We start from the raw sequence: 15,817 nt of genomic DNA on the forward strand, positions 1-15,817 counted from the left end.
TCGATCAGGTTACTCGCGCGCCCTGCAACAACTCTGGTTTGGGAGTGAACAATGCTGAGCTTCGACCATGTGACCATAGAGGCTGCCCACTACTCCTGGCTGGGGCGGCGCAGCTGGCAGCCTTTGCTGACCGACATCAGCCTGCAACTGGCACCGGGGGAGATAGTGGCGCTGGTGGGAGGGAGCGGCGAGGGCAAGAGCCTGCTGCTGCAAAGCGCCCTGACATTGCTGCCGGACAACCTGCGCATGCGCGGCACCATCTCCCTCGATGGTAACCCCCTGTGCGACGCCAGCCGTGCCGGACTGCGCGGCCACACCCTCTGCTATGTGCCGCAGGGGGTGAGCGCCCTCAATCCGCTGCTGACGGTGGAGCGCCAGCTGGGGCGTGCGGCACGTCTCTGCGGTCAGAGCGGTTCCCGCGAACGGCTCGGCCAGCAGCTGCTGCGCTATCAGCTGCCCACTGCCACGCTGGACCGCTATCCGCGTCAGCTCTCCGGCGGCATGGCCAAGCGCATTCTGGCCTGCACTGCGGCGCTCGGTGGTGCCCGCTACATTCTGGCGGACGAGATCACCGCCTGGCTCGACGAGGGGCTGGCCTGTCTGCTGCTCAGTCAGTTGCGTGAATTGGCCAATCGGGGCAGCGGCATCCTCTGGGTGACCCACGATCTGGCGCTGGCGGCCCGTTTTGCCGATCGCATAGTCGCGCTGCATCAGGGCCAGGTGAGCGATACCCTGAGCTGCCACCACCTGCGCCAGGGGCAGGGGAGCGAGATGCTCCGTGCCCACTGGCAGGCGCTGCCGGAGTTCAATGCACTCTTCTCGGTGCCGGAGGTTTCCTGATGTTTGCGTCTCTTAAACAGGCAGCTTGCTGCGCGGCAGATATGCAATGGCTGGTATTCAATGTCAGGCCTGGCCGCAGCGCCATTCACGCTTTGTTACCCCGGAGGTCTGTTGATGTTTGAAGTACGGGATCTCACCATTACCCAAGGGAAACGCCCTCTCTGGCAGGGGTTATCGCTTGCGGTGAAAGCGGGCGAGCGGCTGGGGATGTCTGCCCCGAGCGGTTATGGCAAAACCACGCTGGGGCGGGTATTGGCCGGTTGGCAACCGGTTCTGGCTGGCGGGCAGATCCTGCTGAATGGGCAGCCTGCGCCTGAACAGGTAAAAGGCTATAACCCCATCCAGCTGGTGCCCCAGCATCCGGAACTGACCTTCAATCCCTATCGCACCACAGGGCAGGCGCTGTGGGATCTGTGGCGCCCTGATGACGCCATGCTGGCCCGCTTTATGGTCAAACCGGAGTGGCTCAGTCGTAAACCCGGCCAGCTCTCCGGTGGCGAGCTGGCCCGCATCGCGCTGCTGCGCGCCCTCGATCCCCGCACCCGTCTGTTGATTGCCGACGAGGTGACAGCCCAGCTGGATCCGCAAATCCAGCGCCAGCTCTGGCAGGAGTTGATGCGCGAGTGTGAGCAGCGCGGGCTTGGCATGCTGATCTTCAGTCACCAGCAGGCACTTCTGCGCCAGGTGTGCCACCGGCTGATCCGTGTCGGCGAGGGGCCATCCGAGCAGGCGGCTGCCGTGAGCAGCGCGGCCTGATCGCTGGTGTACCCCCTCATCCCCAACCCTTCTCCCGCGAGGGGAGAAGGGAGCAAAATATGCGATTCGTGTGTGCGATCTGTGTGTCGGAATATTTGCAGATACGGCGGCACGATCGGTATCCACGAACGGATTCCCTCTCCCTGGGGAGAGGGCCAGGGTGAGGGGGCGACGCACATGAGAAGCTGGCTGTTTGGCGCAGATAGCCATGCAAGGTTCGAACATAACAAGAGAGGGAGGCCTATGCCTCCCTCTCTTGTTATCAACATTCCCGGCACCTTGGTGGCGGTAGGTTCGATTAGCGCAGCGTAATCGGACGCTCGTAACCTCAGGCGCTGGCGAGCCAGTTGAGCCAGGCGTCCATCCCTTCGCCTGTGGTGGCGCTGACCTGGATCACCTGGATATAGGGGTTGACCCGTTTGGCGTTCTCGATGCAGCGGGCCACGTCAAAGCTGACATAGGGCAGCAGGTCAATCTTGTTGATCACCATCAGCTGAGCGGCGGCGAACATGTCCGGGTACTTGAGGGGCTTCTCTTCCCCCTCGGTGACGGAGAGGATCGCCACCTTGTACTTCTCGCCGAGATCGAAGCTGGCGGGGCAGACCAGATTGCCGACGTTCTCGATAAAGAGGATGCCCCCTTCATTGGCGGGCAGCTGGTGGCAGGCGTCGTGGACCATTTTGGCATCCAGATGGCAGCCCTTGCCGGTGTTGATCTGCACGGCAGGAACGCCGGTGGCACGGATGCGATCCGCATCGGCGCTGGTCTGCTGATCCCCTTCGATTACCGCGCAGGGGCGTTTGTCGGCCAGTTGGCGCAAGGTTTCGCACAGCAAAGTGGTCTTGCCTGAACCCGGGCTAGAGACGAGATTGAGCACCAGCTGGGCCGCCTCGTCGAAGTGTTCGCGGTTGTGGGCCGCCAGCGCGTTGTTCTTGGCCAGCACATCCATCTCGATGGCGATCAGCTGGCGCTGCCCCATGCCGGGTACCGACAATCCCGCTTCCCCTTTGCCGTAGTGCAGATCACCCTGCTGGTGGTCATGGTCATGGTCATGGTCATGGTCATGGCTGTGATCATGGGGATGCGCGTGGGAATGACCGTGGTCATGAGAGTGGGCATGTTCATGATGATGGTCATGAGGGTGATCGTGATGGTGATCATGACCCTCTGCCCCCATAGGTGCCCGTACACCGTGGTAGTGGTGATGGACATCCCCCTGATGGTGATAGTGGTGGTGAATGATCAGGGTGCGCGGCGCGCTCTGCTCATGGGCATGATGATGATCGTGCTCATGGCCATGTTCATGGTGGTGCTCATGAGCGTGTTCATGGTCGTGATCGTGGTGGTGGGCATGGTCGTGCTCATCTTTATGGCCGGAGATCCGCGCCTGGCCGCATCCGCATACGCTACACATATCAACTTACCTCGATGTCGGTGATGCGCAGGCTGTTCCCTTGCGCGACTCGTAATTTGTATCCGCCACACTCGGGACAGGCCTGCCCGCGCTCGGTGAGGGTGACCGTCTGGTTGCAGTCGTAACACCAGGCTTCTGCCGCCTGGTGCTGAAAGTGAAGTTGGGCCCCTTCGACGGCGGTGCCCTTGGCGGCGGCCTCGAAACAGAAGGCAATGGTGTCCGGGTCGACGCAGGAGAAGCTGCCGACCTCGAGCCAGAGAGCGGTCACCTTGTTAAAGCCCCGCTGGGTGGCCTGTTCAGCCGCCAGATCGATGGCGGCCATGGCCAGAGACATTTCGTGCATGGTGGCTCCTTAACCGATATTGGGAGGAGTGACTCCCCCCGGTAATTGGCTGAACGACATGGTCGATCAACAGATCCGCGGCAGCAGTTCCCCCTGCGGCAGCTCCAGATAACGGCGGCTGCCCCAGGGGTTGTTGAGTACCACCTTGTGGCGCTCGCTCGCCTGAACCACGCCTATCTGGCTGGCGGAGGGGTTGAACTGCCGCAAGATGCCCAGCGCGTCCTGCGCCTGTTCGGCAGGCAGGGCCAGTACCATGGTGCCCTCGTTGGCGAGATCATGGGGCTCGAAACCGTAGAGCTCGCACAGGCCCCGCACCGGATCGCACACCGGAATGGCGGACTCCTCCAGCTCGATGGCCACCTGGGAGGCGCTGCTCCACTCGTTGAGCACGGCGGCGAGGCCACCGCGGGTGGCATCGCGCAGGGCGTGGGGGGTGATCCCCGCTTGCAGCAGCGCTTCTACCTGCGGCCAGAGGGTGGTGCAGTCGCTCTTGAGTGTCGAGCCCAGCTGCAGGGCGTCACGGGCCATCAGGATGCAGGCGCCGTGGCTGCCGATATCCCGCGACACCAGAATGGCGTCACCGGCCTTGAGGCTCCGCACCGAAATGCCCCGGCTCTGCTCAGGCCGCGGGAAGGTGCCGACCCCGCTGGTGTTGATGAAGATCTTGTCGGCTGCCCCCTTGGGCACCACCTTGGTGTCGCCGCAGACGATGCTGGCACCGCTTTTGGCCAGCTCTGCGGCCATCGACTCGACGATGCGGGCGAGATCGGCGTAGGGGAAGCCCTCCTCGATGATAAAGCTGGCGCTCAGATACTCGGGCTTGGCCCCCATCATGGCGAGATCATTGACCGTGCCGGCGATGGCCAGCTTGCCGATATCGCCCCCCTCAAAGAACAGCGGCGAGACGGTAAAGCTGTCGGTGGTGAAGGCAACGGGCCCGCTTACCGGCAGCAGGGCGGCATCTTCACCGCGCAGCAGGATCTCGTTGCCAAAGTGGCGAAAGAAGAGGTGGCTTATCAGCTGATTCATCTCGACGCCGCCACCACCGTGGCTAAGTTGGATTTCTCTCATCGGGTCTGGTTCTCCACAAGATTGCCGAAACAGGCTGGTTCATCTCTCCTCATCACCCGACCACCGTGGCTTAACTGAATTTCTCTCATTGGATCCCCATATATCGGTAGTAGGCATTGCAGGCCCCCTCGGAGCTGACCATGCAGCTGCCCATGGGCTGGGTCGGGGTGCAGCCCCGGCCAAAGACTTTGCACTGGTTCGGCTTGGCCAGCCCGCGCAGAATATCGGCGCACTGGCACGCCTTGTGGTCATCGATGGGGGTCTCACTGAGTTGGAAGTGACGCTCCGCATCGCGCCTGGCGAAGGCATCGCGCAGGCGCAGGGCGGAGGCGTTGATATCCCCAAGGCCTCGCCAGCGAAAGTGCTCGCGGGTCTCGAAAAAGCGCTCGACCAGCCGCTGGGCGGCTTTATTGCCGCTGGCAGTGACGGCGCGGCTGTACTGCACCTCCAGCGCGTAGCGACCCTCCACCTTCTGGCGCACCATCATCAAGAGCGCCTCCATCACATCCACCGGCTCGAAACCGCTCACCACCACAGGCACCTGATAGCGATCGACGATAGGCAGGTAGATATCGGCGCCTGTGATGACGCTGACGTGAGAGGGGCCGATAAAGGCGTTCACCTTGGCCACTCCGTCGGCCATCACCGCATGAATGGCGGGCGGCACCAGCACATGGTTGATATGAAACAAGAGGTTCTCAATCCCCTCAGCTTCAGCGGCAGCCAGCAAGGCGGCGGTCATCGGGGTGGAGGTCTCGAAACCTATGGCAAAGAAGACCACGGTCTTTTCAGGGTTCTCTTTGGCGATGCGCAGGGCGTCGAGGGGGTCATAGACCGGGCGGATATCGCTCCCCTTGGCCCGCTGTTGGGCCAGCGTGCCCTTGGAGCCCGGCACCCGGATCATATCCCCCAGGGTGACCAGAATGACGCTGGGCTCTCTAGCCAGTTCGATGGCCTGATCGATGCGCTCTTTGGGCATGATGCAGACCGGGCAGCCGGGGCCATGAACGAACTCTATGCTGGCCGGCAGCAACTGGGGCAGGCCGTACTTCATGATGGTGTGGGTATGGCCGCCGCACACCTCCATCACCCGCAGTGGTTCGGGGAGTAATTTGGCCAGTTCGGTGATCTGGGCGGCGAGGGCGCGGATGACGTCGGGCTGACGAAAGCCCTGAAAGAGGTCATTCAAGGTCAGCATGGCAAGATATCCTGCTCTGGCATCAGGGCCACCATCTGGCGGAAGCTCTCCAGGCTGGCCTGCGCCTCCGCTTCGTCAATCTTGCTCATCACAAAGCCGATATGGAGCAGCACATAGTCTCCCATCTGGAGAGGCTCTTCGAGCAGCATGCAGCTGACGCGCCGCTGCACCCCCAGGGTATCGACGGTGACGCAGTTATCTTCGGGGTGCAGCTGCACCACCTGAGAGGGGATGGATAGACACATGGATTTCAGGACTCCGACAAGGTGGCACAACCGGCTGTGACAGGCTGGTGCGTGGCAATATGGTGGACGGCAAACCAGAGCTGACCCGCGGCGATGCCACCGTCATTGAGCGGCAGGGTTTCAGAGGTTAATACCTGGCGGCCGGCGGCTTCGAGGCTGGGCACAAGCTGGTCCATCAGCACCCGGTTTTGAAAGACGCCGCCTCCCAGCGCCACCGGATAGCCGGGGAAGCGCTCGGACAGGGCAACGACCAGATTGCTGACAGCGCGGATAAAACCGGCGGCCAGGCTGGCAGTGGAGGTGCCTTTGCGTTGTTCGTTGACAAGGGTATTGAGCAGTTCGGCCCACTCGATCTGCAGTGGCCCCTCCGCTGATTGGCTTAGGCCAAAGGCGAGGGGGAAGGGCTGTTCATCGGGGGCCAGTTGCAAGGCGGCTGCTTCCAGCAGGAGTCCCGCTTCTCCCTCGTAATCCGGGGTATCGATCACCCCCAGCAGCGCCGCCACGGCATCGAACAAGCGGCCGATGGAGCTGGTATGAGGTGCGTTGCGACCTAGCTGCCAGAGCTGGTACAGGTTGCTGATCCGCCCAGCGGGCAGTTGCTTGATCAACTGAATGTCGAGGGCGCGGATCTGCTCCACGCCATAGGATTCAAACAGCAGCCCCAGCAGCTGGCGCACCGGCTCGCGAATCGCCGCCTCGCCGCCGATCAGCTTGAAAGGCGCGAGGTGGGCAACACGATCGAAGCCCTTCACATCGGCCAGCAGCAGCTCGCCGCCCCAGAGGGTGCCATCATCCCCAAGGCCGGTGCCATCGAAGGCAACACCCAGCACCGGGCCTGTGATGTTGTGCTCGGCCATCACCCCCAGCAGGTGGGCGTGATGGTGCTGCACCTCGAGGTGGGTCACACCCTGATGGTGGCAATAGCCCTTGGCCCACTGGTGGCTGAGGTAGCCCGGGTGGCAGTCCGAGACCAGCAGTTCGGGTTTGAGATCGTAGAGTTCGCGAAAGGTCGCCAGGGTCTGCTCGAAGTGCTCCTGCATCGGCAGGCTGTGCAGATCGCCGATATAGGGGCTGTAGATGCGCTGGCGGCCGAAGGCGATCGCCAGCTGGTTCTTCTGTTGCGCGCCGACTGCCAGCAGCGGCACCTTGACCGCCTCTTGCAGGCTGGGAGTGCAGGGGGCATAGCCCCGGGCGAGGCGCAACGTCTGGCGCCGCCCGCCCGCCCACTGCACCAGACTGTCGTCGCACGGGTGTAGTATGGGGCGGTTGTGATCCAGGATGCCGTCAATCTCGCTGCCGAGTTCCCTGACTACTGCCTCGCATTCGATCAGAATGGGGCTGCCGCGACCATTGGCGCTGGTGGCCACTAATGGGATCGCGCACGCGTCCAGCAGCAGCTGATGGAGCGGGGTATAGGGGAGCATGATGCCGAGGTTGGGGATGCCGGGGGCTATCCCCTCGGCCAGCGGCGTGGTTGTCAGTAGGGATTCTGAGAGCCGATCATCGTTAATGCGCTTGCGCAGCAAGGTGATGGGTCTGGCCTGAGAGGTGAGCAGCTTCCACTCTGCCTCGCTGCCGGTGACATGCAATTTGGCCTCGGCAAGGGAGCCCATCATCACCGCCAGCGGCTTGCGCGCGCGCCGCTTGAGCTGGCGAAGCCGTGCTACGGCGGGCTCGCTGCGGGCATCACACATCAGGTGATAACCCCCCATCCCCTTGACCGCGATAAGCTTGCCCGCTTGCAGGGCACGTGCCGCTGCTTGCAGGGCATCCTCGCGCTCGGCCAGGGCATCGCCGTGGCCGGATCGCCAGCTGAGATGGGGCCCGCACTCGGGGCAGCTCACCGGTTGTGCGTGGTAGCGCCGATCCAGCGGATCCTCATAAGCCGCAGCGCAGCGCGGACACATGGCAAAGCCCGCCATGGCGGTGTGGGGTCTGTCGTAGGGGAGGCGGCGGATAATCGTGTAGCGCGGGCCGCAGTGGGTGCAGTTGGTAAAGGGGTAGTGATGGTGGCGATCAACGGGGTTGGCCACATCCCGGGTGCACGCCTCGCACATCCCCTGATCCGGCGAGATGGCGACCGTAGCGGCGCTCTGCTGCTGGCTGGCTTTAATTCGAAATTGGCCATGGAACTGGCCGTCGTAGTCGGGATCATGAGCGAGGGGCAGATCCCGCTCGCTGAAATGATCGATTCGGCTGAGTGGCGGCGCCAATTCCCGCAGTTCGCGGGCAAAGCTGGCCAGCTGCTCAGGCGATCCTTCGGCGCCGATAGTGACGCCGTTGGCATCGTTCAGCACATAGCCGGTGAGGCCGTGGCGCAGGGCCAACCCATAGACGAAGGGGCGAAAGCCGACCCCCTGCACTATGCCGTCCATATGAAACTCGCGGCGCAGCCTGGAAGGCGTCCGGGTCCTGGCCGTCATGGCGCCATCCAAAGAGGGGCAGGCGCCCCTCCCTGATAACAAGGGGGCTGCGGGCCCTCCCTGATGACAAGAGGGCAGGGGAGGGCCAGCAGGGGCGGCCATCCGGCGATCATCCTGGGGAATGTCATGCGATATCGAACTCCCGTCTGCTGGCCTGCCGCCACGGCGTCGGCCTCAGGGTGCAACGAACAGGGTTGCAATGGGCGGCGCCGGGAGGGGAAGGGGCCTTGGCTTGGCAGGGAAAAGAGGAAGGTCGGCCCTGCCGCGGGGGCCAAGTTTATCGGGTCAGTGGCCCCCATTACCTTGATCTCGCACCGGTTTGAGTGCCAGACGCGGCGCTTCTTTGCGATCCTGCGAGGCGGGCCCTGTTCGGTATTGGAGGGGCATAGGGTGGGGGAATGGACGGGGCAGTGACGACGCAGCTCATCGAGGTGGGCCCGTTCGCTATTGATGAGGGGCATCAGGTGAGAGAATCGACGGGACAGTGACGGCACAGCTCATCGGGTGCCCCGATAGCGTCCTTGCAGGGGGCCACGTTCAGGGGCGCTGGTGTCGGGAAGGATTTTTTGTTTGGTTTTACTTAATGATGCTCATAAATCGAATAGAAAAATTAAACGACTTGGGCGCTTTTTATCGCCTTGTGAGCCCTGGGTGGCCTTGCGGGGTCGGCATGGGCCTGGAAAGCGGGGCGTCGCCCGGTTTGCCGGGGAGCTGTGTGGCAAGGGGGAGGGGCCATTTGGCGGGATCTGCCATTGGCGGCTGGGGGCGGCTCGGGTATAGTCCTGCGCCAACAAGATAGGTTCGGATGGAGGCGTCGGCGCTGCGTCAGGCAAGCGGGCCGATTCCTCCCTTCGGCGCGGCTTTAAAGGATATCCCCATGAAATTCAGTCCCCTGCTCGATGAGATGATGAAGGCGCTGCAGGTCTTGCCGGGCGTGGGCCCCAAGTCGGCCCAGCGCATGGCGTTCACCCTGCTGGAGCGCGAGCGCAGCGGTGGCCTGCGTCTCGCCTCCCTGCTCAATCGGGCGCTGACCGAAATCGGTCACTGCAGCCACTGCCGCACCTTCACCGAGAACGATCGCTGCGAGATCTGCGCCAATCCCAAGCGCGAGGAGAACGGTCTGCTCTGCGTGGTGGAGAGCCCGGCAGACGTGGCCGCCATCGAGCAGACCGGCCAGTTCTCCGGCCGCTACTTCGTGCTGATGGGTCACCTGTCGCCGCTGGACGGCATAGGCCCGGAGGAGCTGGGGCTGGAGATCCTGGAGCGGCGCCTCAAGGATGAGCACATCAAGGAGCTGATCCTCGCCACCAATCCCACCATAGAGGGGGATGCCACCGCCTGGTACATCGCCGACATGGCCCGCGCCGCCGGGGTGGAGGTGAGCCGCATCGCCCACGGGGTGCCGGTGGGTGGCGAGCTGGAGCTGGTGGATGGCACCACGCTGTCCCACTCCCTGATGGGGCGTCAGCGCATCTAGGCCTGATGGTACAAAAGATGGGCAGCCAAGCCCGCCACCAGGGGCCAGTGTGCAAGTTTGCTCTCAAGTTTGCACTCTGGCCCCTTGATATTTGAAAGGCCAGCCCCATCTAGGTTGGGAATCTGTTCAACCCGACGTTTTGAGGACTGGTCGATGACCCAAAGTGTTCACGCCGAAACCCACGGCTTTCAGACTGAAGTCAAACAACTGCTGAGCCTGATGGCTCACAGCCTCTACTCCAACAAAGAAGTATTCCTGCGCGAGCTTATCTCCAACGCATCCGATGCGGCGGACAAGCTGCGCTTCAAGGCGCTTTCCGATGCCTCTTTGTTCGAAAACGACGGCCAGCTGCGCGTGCGCCTGGTGGTGGACAAAGAGAACAAGACCCTGACCATCTCGGACAACGGCATCGGCATGACCCGGGACCAGGTGATCGAGCACCTGGGTACCATAGCGAAATCCGGGACCGCCGAGTTCTTCAAGCACCTCTCCGGTGATCAAGGCAAGGACTCCCAGCTGATCGGTCAGTTCGGGGTGGGCTTCTACTCCGCCTTCATCGTCGCCGACAAGGTGACCGTCATCTCCCGCGCCGCCGGCACAGAGCCGGGCCAGGGCGTACAGTGGGAATCCGAAGGGGAAGGCTCCTTCACGGTAGCTGACGTGATCAAAGAGGGTCGCGGTACAGACGTCATCCTGCACCTGCGTGCCGAAGAGGAAGAGTTCCTCGACGACTGGCGCCTGCGCGCCGTGGTTGCCAAGTATTCCGACCATATCTCTGTGCCGGTGGAGATGTTCAAGGAGGGTACCCCGGATCGCGAAGAAGATGGCGAGACCATAGTCGGTACCCCGGGCGAGTGGGAGCAGGTCAACCGCGCCACCGCACTCTGGACCCGCAACCCCAAAGACATCAAGGACGAGGAGTATCAGGAGTTCTACAAGCACGTCGCCCATGACTTCGAAGATCCGTTGTTGTGGGGTCACAACCGGGTGGAAGGGGCCCAGGAGTACACCAGCCTGCTCTACATCCCGGCCCGCGCGCCTTTCGATCTCTACAACCGCGAGCAGAAGCACGGCCTCAAGCTCTACGTGCAGCGCGTCTTCATCATGGACGACGCCGAGCAGTTTATGCCGACCTACCTGCGCTTCGTCAAAGGGGTGCTGGACTCCAACGATCTGCCCCTCAACGTCAGCCGCGAGATCCTGCAGGACAACAAGGTCACCGCCTCCCTGCGCAAGGCCTGCTCCAAGCGCGTCCTGACCATGCTGAACAAATTGGCCAAGGACGATAGCGAGAAGTACGCCAAGTTCTGGAGCGAGTTCGGCAACGTGCTCAAAGAGGGCCCGGCCGAGGATTACGCCAACCGCGAGGAGATCGCCAAGCTGTTGCGCTTCGCCAGCACCGCCGGCGAGGGCGAAGCCCAGACCGTCTCTCTCGAGGATTACGTTGGCCGCATGAAGGAAGGCCAGCAGAAGATTTACTACATCACCGCCGACTCCTATGCCGCGGCCAAGAACAGCCCGCACCTCGAGATCTTCCGCAAGAAGGGCGTCGAAGTGCTGCTGATGTGGGAGCGGGTGGACGAGTGGCTGATGAGCCACCTCACCGAGTTCGACGGCAAGCAGCTGGTCTCCGTCACCCGTGGCGAGCTGGACTTGGGCGAGCTGGAGGACGAGGCGTCCAAGCAGGCCCAGGAGGAGGCTGAAAAAGCCAACGCCGGTCTGGTGGCGCGGGTCAAGCAGAGCCTGGCCGATGCGGTGAAAGAGGTGCGTGTCACCCACCGCCTGACCGACTCGCCGTCTTGCATCGTCACCGACGACCACGGCATGAGTACCCAGATGATCAAGCTGATGCGCGCCGCCGGCCAGCCGGTACCGGAGCAGAAGTACATACTGGAGCTCAACCCCGACCACGCCCTGGTGAAGAAACTCGACACCATCGAAGACGAGGCGCTGTTCGGTGAGTGGGTCAGCCTCTTGCACGAGCAGGCCCAGCTGGCGGAGCAGGGCGGCCTCAATGATCCGGCGAGCTTCGTCTCCCGTATCAACCGTCTGCTACTCCAGGCGTGATGTAATTGGCCCACTGCAAGGCAGTGGGCTTTTTTTTGGCCGACGCCGCCCCGGGGCGGCGTTGTCCGCCCTGAGTGTCTGCTGCATTTTCAATCATTTTTCGTGGCAGGGGCCTGCGTCTTTGGTCGCAGAGACGGCGCCAGGGGCTGGTGATAATCTGGCCACTCACACGGGGCGAGCTTGTTAATATGGGCGAAAACGTGTAGTTTTTTGCCTTCTCAAGAATTGAATAACCAATCAATTAGGAGCGTGTATGCGCATTGTTCTGTTGGGAGCACCGGGTGCCGGCAAAGGTACCCAGGCTCAGTTCATCATGGAAAAACACGGTATTCCGCAGATCTCCACCGGCGACATGCTGCGTGCGGCGATCAAGGCGGGTACCGAGCTGGGCCTCAAGGCCAAGGCCGTGATGGACGCAGGTCAGCTCGTCTCCGACGACATCATCATCGGCCTGGTCAAAGAACGTATCGCGCAACCGGATTGCGCCAACGGCTTCCTGCTGGACGGCTTCCCCCGCACCATTCCCCAGGCGCAAGCCATGAAGGATGCCGGTGTGGTGGTGGACTTCGTGCTGGAATTCGCGGTGCCGGACGAAGAGATCGTCAAGCGCATGAGCGGCCGCCGCGTGCACTCCGGCTCCGGCCGTACCTACCACGTGGTGTTCAACCCGCCGAAAGTGGAAGGCAAGGATGACGTGACCGGCGAGGATCTGGTGATCCGTGCCGACGACGAAGAGACCACGGTTCGCAAGCGTCTGGATGTCTACCATCAGCAGACCGCACCGCTCATCGGCTTCTACGGCAAGGAAGCGGAAGCGGGCAACACCCGTTACGTCAAGATCGACGGCACCCAGCCGGTGGATCAGGTCAGCCAGCAGCTGGCGGCTATCCTCGGCTAAAGCTGGTCTTGCCACCGGCATTGCCCGCCGTGCTGGCATCCTCTTGCCACGCTAAGGGCGATCGCCTGGCAACGACATTGAGACAAGGGTCCACACAGGGCCCTTTCTTGCATTATCACAAGCACGACAAACACCCCACGACAGGACGCTAACGTGACCACGAAAACCGGGATCTTGCTCGTCAATCTTGGGACCCCAGCGGCGCCAACCTCGGCGGCCGTCAAGGCCTTTCTCAGTCAGTTCCTGCAGGACCCGCGCGTGGTCGAGATACCTCGCCTGCTGTGGGCCCCGCTGCTGACCTTCGCCATATTGCCGTTTCGGGCCCCCAGGGTCGCCAAGCTCTATCAGCAGGTCTGGACCGAGCAGGGCTCGCCCCTGATGGCCATCAGCCAGCGGCAGCGGGCGGCGCTGGAGCAGGAGCTCAAGCGGGAAGGGGTCGATGTGCCCGTGGTGCTGGCCATGACCTATGGCTCGCCCTCCCTCGACGAGGGCTGGCAGGCGCTCAAGGCCCAGGGGGTCAATCGGGTGATACTGCTGCCGCTCTATCCGCAGTATGCCGCCAGCACCACGGCCGCCGTGTTCGACGGCTGGGCCCGGGTGATGAAGAAGGAGCGCCACCTGCCGGTGATGCGCCTCATCCGCGACTATCACAATCACCCTGAGTACATCCAGGCGCTGGCCATGAGCGTGCGCCGCCAGTGGGAGCAGCAGGGCCAGGGTGAGCACCTGCTGATGTCCTTCCACGGCATTCCCCAGCGCAGCGAGGACGAGGGGGACCCTTACGGTCATCAGTGTCGCCGCACCGCCGCCCTGTTGGCGGAGGCGCTGGGTCTGTCCCCCGAGCAGTGGAGTGCCAGCTTCCAGTCCCGCTTTGGCAAGCAGGAGTGGCTCAAGCCCTATACCGACGTCACCATAGCCCAGCTGGCGGAACAAGGGGTCAAGCGGCTCGATGTGATCTGCCCGGCCTTCTCGGCGGATTGCCTCGAGACCCTGGAGGAGATCCAGGTCGAGAACCGCGCCGTCTTCATGGACGCGGGAGGAGAGCAGTTCCACTACATAGCCGCCCTCAACAGCGATCAGGCCCACATCCGCATGATGGTGTCGCTGATCTGCCGCGAGCTGGCGTGAGGGGGCTTCACGGCCGCGACTATGCGCGCCGGGTGTTCGGGTTCAACGATAAAGGAGTGTCTTGATGATGCATATCACGCTGATCTACGGTGGCCTGCTGGGGCTCTTGTTCCTGCTGCTCTCGTTCTGGGTGGTCAAGCGCCGTGCCCAGTTCAAGGTGATGATAGGGGAAGGGGAGGCGCCCGAGATGCTCTCCGCCATCCGTGCCCACGGCAACTTCGCCGAGTACGTGCCGCTCACCCTCTTGCTGATGGCTCTGTGCGAACTGGCCGGGGTGGGAGCGCTCTGGCTGCACCTGGGTGGGGGGCTGCTGCTGGTGGGGCGCATACTGCACGCCATCGGCATCCAGATCCCCAAGGCGCCGAACAAGCCGCGCCTGTTTGGCACCCTCTTCTTCTGGCTGTCCCTGGGACTCTTCTCGGTGCTGGCGCTGATGCAGGGGCTGTCATTCGGCTGAGGCCAGAGGCCACTTGAGTGCGAAAAACCACCTCAGCGCGAGGTGGTTTTTTGAGGGGGAAAGATCAAACGTTTTCCTCGCAAACCCTTGCCTATACTGACCCCATATTTTAATCGGGCGACTTTTCGGCGGGGTGGATTGTGTTAAAATCCCGCCCCTCTTTCCCCCAGAGCACAGAAGATTGCCATGAAATTTCCCGGTCAGCGCAAGTCCAAACACTACTTCCCGGTCGACAGGCGTGATCCCCTGATCCCGCAAAATCCCCAGCTCACCGAACTGGGTAAGGCCTATGTAGTGGGTATAGATCAGACTCTGGTGGATATCGAAGCCCATGTGGACGAGGACTTTCTGAACCGGTACGGCCTGAGCAAGGGTCACTCCATGCTCATCTCCGACGACGTGGCCGAGCGGGTCTATGAAGAGCTCAAGGCCAACAACATGGTGGTGAGCGAGTTTGCCGGCGGCACTATCGGCAACACCATGCACAACTACTCTGTGCTGGCCGATTCCCACTCCATCCTGCTCGGGGTGATGAGCCAGGACATCCGCATCGGCAGCTACGCCTACCGCTATCTGTGCAACACCTCATCCCGGGTCAACCTCGACTACCTGCAGCCGGTGGACGGCCCTGTCGGTCGCTGCTTTACCTTCATCACCGAAGGGGGCGAGCGCAGCTTTGGCATCAACGCCGGCAAGATGGACCACCTGGATGTGGAGCACATCCCTGAGGCCATCATCAAGGACTCCTCCGCCCTGGTGATCACCGCCTACCTGGTGCGCGGCGCCGACGGCACTCCCATGAAGGAGGCGGCCATGGCTGCCGTCCGTTATGCCCGCGAGGCCGGTGTGCCCGTGGTGCTGACCCTGGGCACCCGTTTCGTTATCGACGAGAACCCCCAGTGGTGGCGTGACTTCATCAGCGAGAACGTGACAGTGCTCGCCATGAACGAGGACGAAGCCGAGGCCCTGACCGGGATCAAAGATCCGCTCGGCGCCGCCGACAAGGCGCTGGACTGGGCCGACATGGTGCTCTGCACCGCCGGTCCCATCGGCCTCTACATGGCGAGCTACACCGAGGAAGACTACAAGCGCGAGACCACCCATACCCTGCTGCCCGGGGTGATCCCCGAGTTCAACATGTATGAGTTCAGCCGCCCCATGGCCCGCGAGAAGTGCCGCAATCCGGCGCGGATCTACTCCCATATCTCCCCCTACATGGGCGGCCCGGAGAAGATCAAGAACACCAATGGTGCCGGGGATGGTGCCCTGTCCGCGGTGCTGCACGACATGGTGGCCAACGCCTATCACCGCATGAATGTGCCGAACTCCGCCAAGCACCTCTCCGAGTTCCTCACCTACTCCTCCCTGGCCCAGGTGTGCAAGTATGCCAACCGGGTGAGCTACGAGGTGCTGGCCCAGAGCAGCCCGCGTCTCTCCCGCGGCCTGCCGGAGAAGGAAGACAGCCTGGAAGAGGTGTACTGGGAGCGCTGATCGCGTCAT

Annotated in this window: 15 protein-coding genes; 9 read left to right on the top strand and 6 right to left on the bottom strand. The window is 62.7% G+C overall.

The features are described 5' to 3' along the window. Positions 1-51: 51 nt before the first annotated feature. On the top strand, positions 52-840 hold the full coding sequence (locus tag OC537_RS04355; protein ID WP_262109732.1) for an ATP-binding cassette domain-containing protein: 789 nt from the start codon (positions 52-54) through the stop codon (positions 838-840). A gap of 114 nt (positions 841-954) precedes the next feature. Further along, positions 955-1,596, top strand: a complete 642-nt coding sequence (locus OC537_RS04360) for an ATP-binding cassette domain-containing protein (protein WP_262109734.1) — start codon at positions 955-957, stop codon at positions 1,594-1,596. A gap of 328 nt (positions 1,597-1,924) precedes the next feature. On the opposite strand, the gene hypB is transcribed toward OC537_RS04360, so the two are convergent. Further along, entirely contained in the window at positions 1,925-2,773 is an 849-nt protein-coding gene (hypB, locus tag OC537_RS04365; RefSeq protein WP_262109736.1) for a hydrogenase nickel incorporation protein HypB, read from the bottom strand. Between hypB and OC537_RS04370 the strand changes: the two genes are divergently transcribed. Next, positions 2,654-3,034 (top strand): hypothetical protein, encoded by a 381-nt coding sequence (locus tag OC537_RS04370; protein ID WP_262109738.1) that lies wholly within the window; start codon positions 2,654-2,656, stop codon positions 3,032-3,034. The genes hypB and OC537_RS04370 overlap by 120 nt on opposite strands. On the opposite strand, the gene hypA is transcribed toward OC537_RS04370, so the two are convergent. From hypA to hypF, 5 genes are all read right to left on the bottom strand, one after another. Beyond that, on the bottom strand, positions 3,012-3,353 hold the full coding sequence (gene hypA, locus OC537_RS04375; protein WP_171275939.1) for a hydrogenase maturation nickel metallochaperone HypA: 342 nt from the start codon (positions 3,351-3,353) through the stop codon (positions 3,012-3,014). The genes OC537_RS04370 and hypA overlap by 23 nt on opposite strands. Before the next feature lie 66 nt (positions 3,354-3,419). Next, positions 3,420-4,424, bottom strand: coding sequence for a hydrogenase expression/formation protein HypE (hypE, locus tag OC537_RS04380; protein WP_262109741.1), 1,005 nt, complete (start codon positions 4,422-4,424; stop codon positions 3,420-3,422). Between the two features lie 85 nt (positions 4,425-4,509). After that, on the bottom strand, positions 4,510-5,622 hold the full coding sequence (hypD, locus tag OC537_RS04385; protein ID WP_262109743.1) for a hydrogenase formation protein HypD: 1,113 nt from the start codon (positions 5,620-5,622) through the stop codon (positions 4,510-4,512). Further along, positions 5,616-5,867: a HypC/HybG/HupF family hydrogenase formation chaperone gene (locus OC537_RS04390; RefSeq protein WP_262109745.1), complete on the bottom strand. Its 252-nt coding sequence runs from the start codon at positions 5,865-5,867 to the stop codon at positions 5,616-5,618. Before OC537_RS04390 ends, hypD begins: the two co-directional genes overlap by 7 nt. A gap of 5 nt (positions 5,868-5,872) precedes the next feature. Beyond that, positions 5,873-8,290: a carbamoyltransferase HypF gene (gene hypF, locus OC537_RS04395; protein ID WP_262109747.1), complete on the bottom strand. Its 2,418-nt coding sequence runs from the start codon at positions 8,288-8,290 to the stop codon at positions 5,873-5,875. Positions 8,291-9,167: 877 nt separating this feature from the next. Here hypF and recR point away from each other — a divergent pair. The 6 genes from recR to OC537_RS04425 all read left to right on the top strand — a co-directional run bounded on the left by recR (position 9,168) and on the right by OC537_RS04425 (position 15,808). Beyond that, positions 9,168-9,767 (top strand): recombination mediator RecR, encoded by a 600-nt coding sequence (gene recR / locus OC537_RS04400; RefSeq protein ID WP_025326665.1) that lies wholly within the window; start codon positions 9,168-9,170, stop codon positions 9,765-9,767. A gap of 153 nt (positions 9,768-9,920) precedes the next feature. Next, complete coding sequence (gene htpG / locus OC537_RS04405; RefSeq protein ID WP_262109751.1) at positions 9,921-11,834, top strand: molecular chaperone HtpG; 1,914 nt, start codon at positions 9,921-9,923, stop codon at positions 11,832-11,834. A 253-nt stretch (positions 11,835-12,087) separates the two neighbouring features. Then, complete coding sequence (gene adk / locus OC537_RS04410; RefSeq protein ID WP_106887067.1) at positions 12,088-12,732, top strand: adenylate kinase; 645 nt, start codon at positions 12,088-12,090, stop codon at positions 12,730-12,732. Positions 12,733-12,885: 153 nt separating this feature from the next. After that, the gene (gene hemH / locus OC537_RS04415) at positions 12,886-13,860 is read left to right on the top strand and encodes a ferrochelatase (RefSeq protein WP_139744348.1); all 975 of its coding nucleotides are present in this window, start codon (positions 12,886-12,888) and stop codon (positions 13,858-13,860) included. A 64-nt stretch (positions 13,861-13,924) separates the two neighbouring features. After that, positions 13,925-14,317 (top strand): MAPEG family protein, encoded by a 393-nt coding sequence (locus tag OC537_RS04420; RefSeq protein WP_262109756.1) that lies wholly within the window; start codon positions 13,925-13,927, stop codon positions 14,315-14,317. Between the two features lie 186 nt (positions 14,318-14,503). Continuing rightward, positions 14,504-15,808 carry an inosine/guanosine kinase gene (locus OC537_RS04425; RefSeq protein WP_171275944.1) on the top strand — a complete coding sequence of 435 codons (1,305 nt, stop codon included), beginning with the start codon at positions 14,504-14,506 and terminating at the stop codon, positions 15,806-15,808. The last annotated feature ends 9 nt before the right edge of the window (positions 15,809-15,817 follow it).

Origin of the sequence: Aeromonas sp. Marseille-Q5825 (assembly GCF_946892685.1) — a bacterium.
GTDB classification, from domain to species: domain Bacteria; phylum Pseudomonadota; class Gammaproteobacteria; order Enterobacterales; family Aeromonadaceae; genus Aeromonas; species Aeromonas rivipollensis.

Excerpts from the sequence above, each read along its gene's own strand:
- hypF (WP_262109747.1), bottom strand. The coding sequence starts at position 8,290 with ATGACGGCCAGGACCCGGACGCCTTCCAGGCTGCGCCGCGAGTTTCAT.
- OC537_RS04425 (WP_171275944.1), top strand. The coding sequence starts at position 14,504 with ATGAAATTTCCCGGTCAGCGCAAGTCCAAACACTACTTCCCGGTCGAC.
- adk (WP_106887067.1), top strand. The coding sequence starts at position 12,088 with ATGCGCATTGTTCTGTTGGGAGCACCGGGTGCCGGCAAAGGTACCCAG.
- hypA (WP_171275939.1), bottom strand. The coding sequence starts at position 3,353 with ATGCACGAAATGTCTCTGGCCATGGCCGCCATCGATCTGGCGGCTGAA.
- OC537_RS04390 (WP_262109745.1), bottom strand. The coding sequence starts at position 5,867 with ATGTGTCTATCCATCCCCTCTCAGGTGGTGCAGCTGCACCCCGAAGAT.
- hypD (WP_262109743.1), bottom strand. The coding sequence starts at position 5,622 with ATGCTGACCTTGAATGACCTCTTTCAGGGCTTTCGTCAGCCCGACGTC.
- OC537_RS04370 (WP_262109738.1), top strand. The coding sequence starts at position 2,654 with ATGGTCATGGCTGTGATCATGGGGATGCGCGTGGGAATGACCGTGGTC.
- hypB (WP_262109736.1), bottom strand. The coding sequence starts at position 2,773 with ATGGGGGCAGAGGGTCATGATCACCATCACGATCACCCTCATGACCAT.
- OC537_RS04420 (WP_262109756.1), top strand. The coding sequence starts at position 13,925 with ATGATGCATATCACGCTGATCTACGGTGGCCTGCTGGGGCTCTTGTTC.
- OC537_RS04355 (WP_262109732.1), top strand. The coding sequence starts at position 52 with ATGCTGAGCTTCGACCATGTGACCATAGAGGCTGCCCACTACTCCTGG.
- hypE (WP_262109741.1), bottom strand. The coding sequence starts at position 4,424 with ATGAGAGAAATCCAACTTAGCCACGGTGGTGGCGGCGTCGAGATGAAT.
- recR (WP_025326665.1), top strand. The coding sequence starts at position 9,168 with ATGAAATTCAGTCCCCTGCTCGATGAGATGATGAAGGCGCTGCAGGTC.
- htpG (WP_262109751.1), top strand. The coding sequence starts at position 9,921 with ATGACCCAAAGTGTTCACGCCGAAACCCACGGCTTTCAGACTGAAGTC.
- OC537_RS04360 (WP_262109734.1), top strand. The coding sequence starts at position 955 with ATGTTTGAAGTACGGGATCTCACCATTACCCAAGGGAAACGCCCTCTC.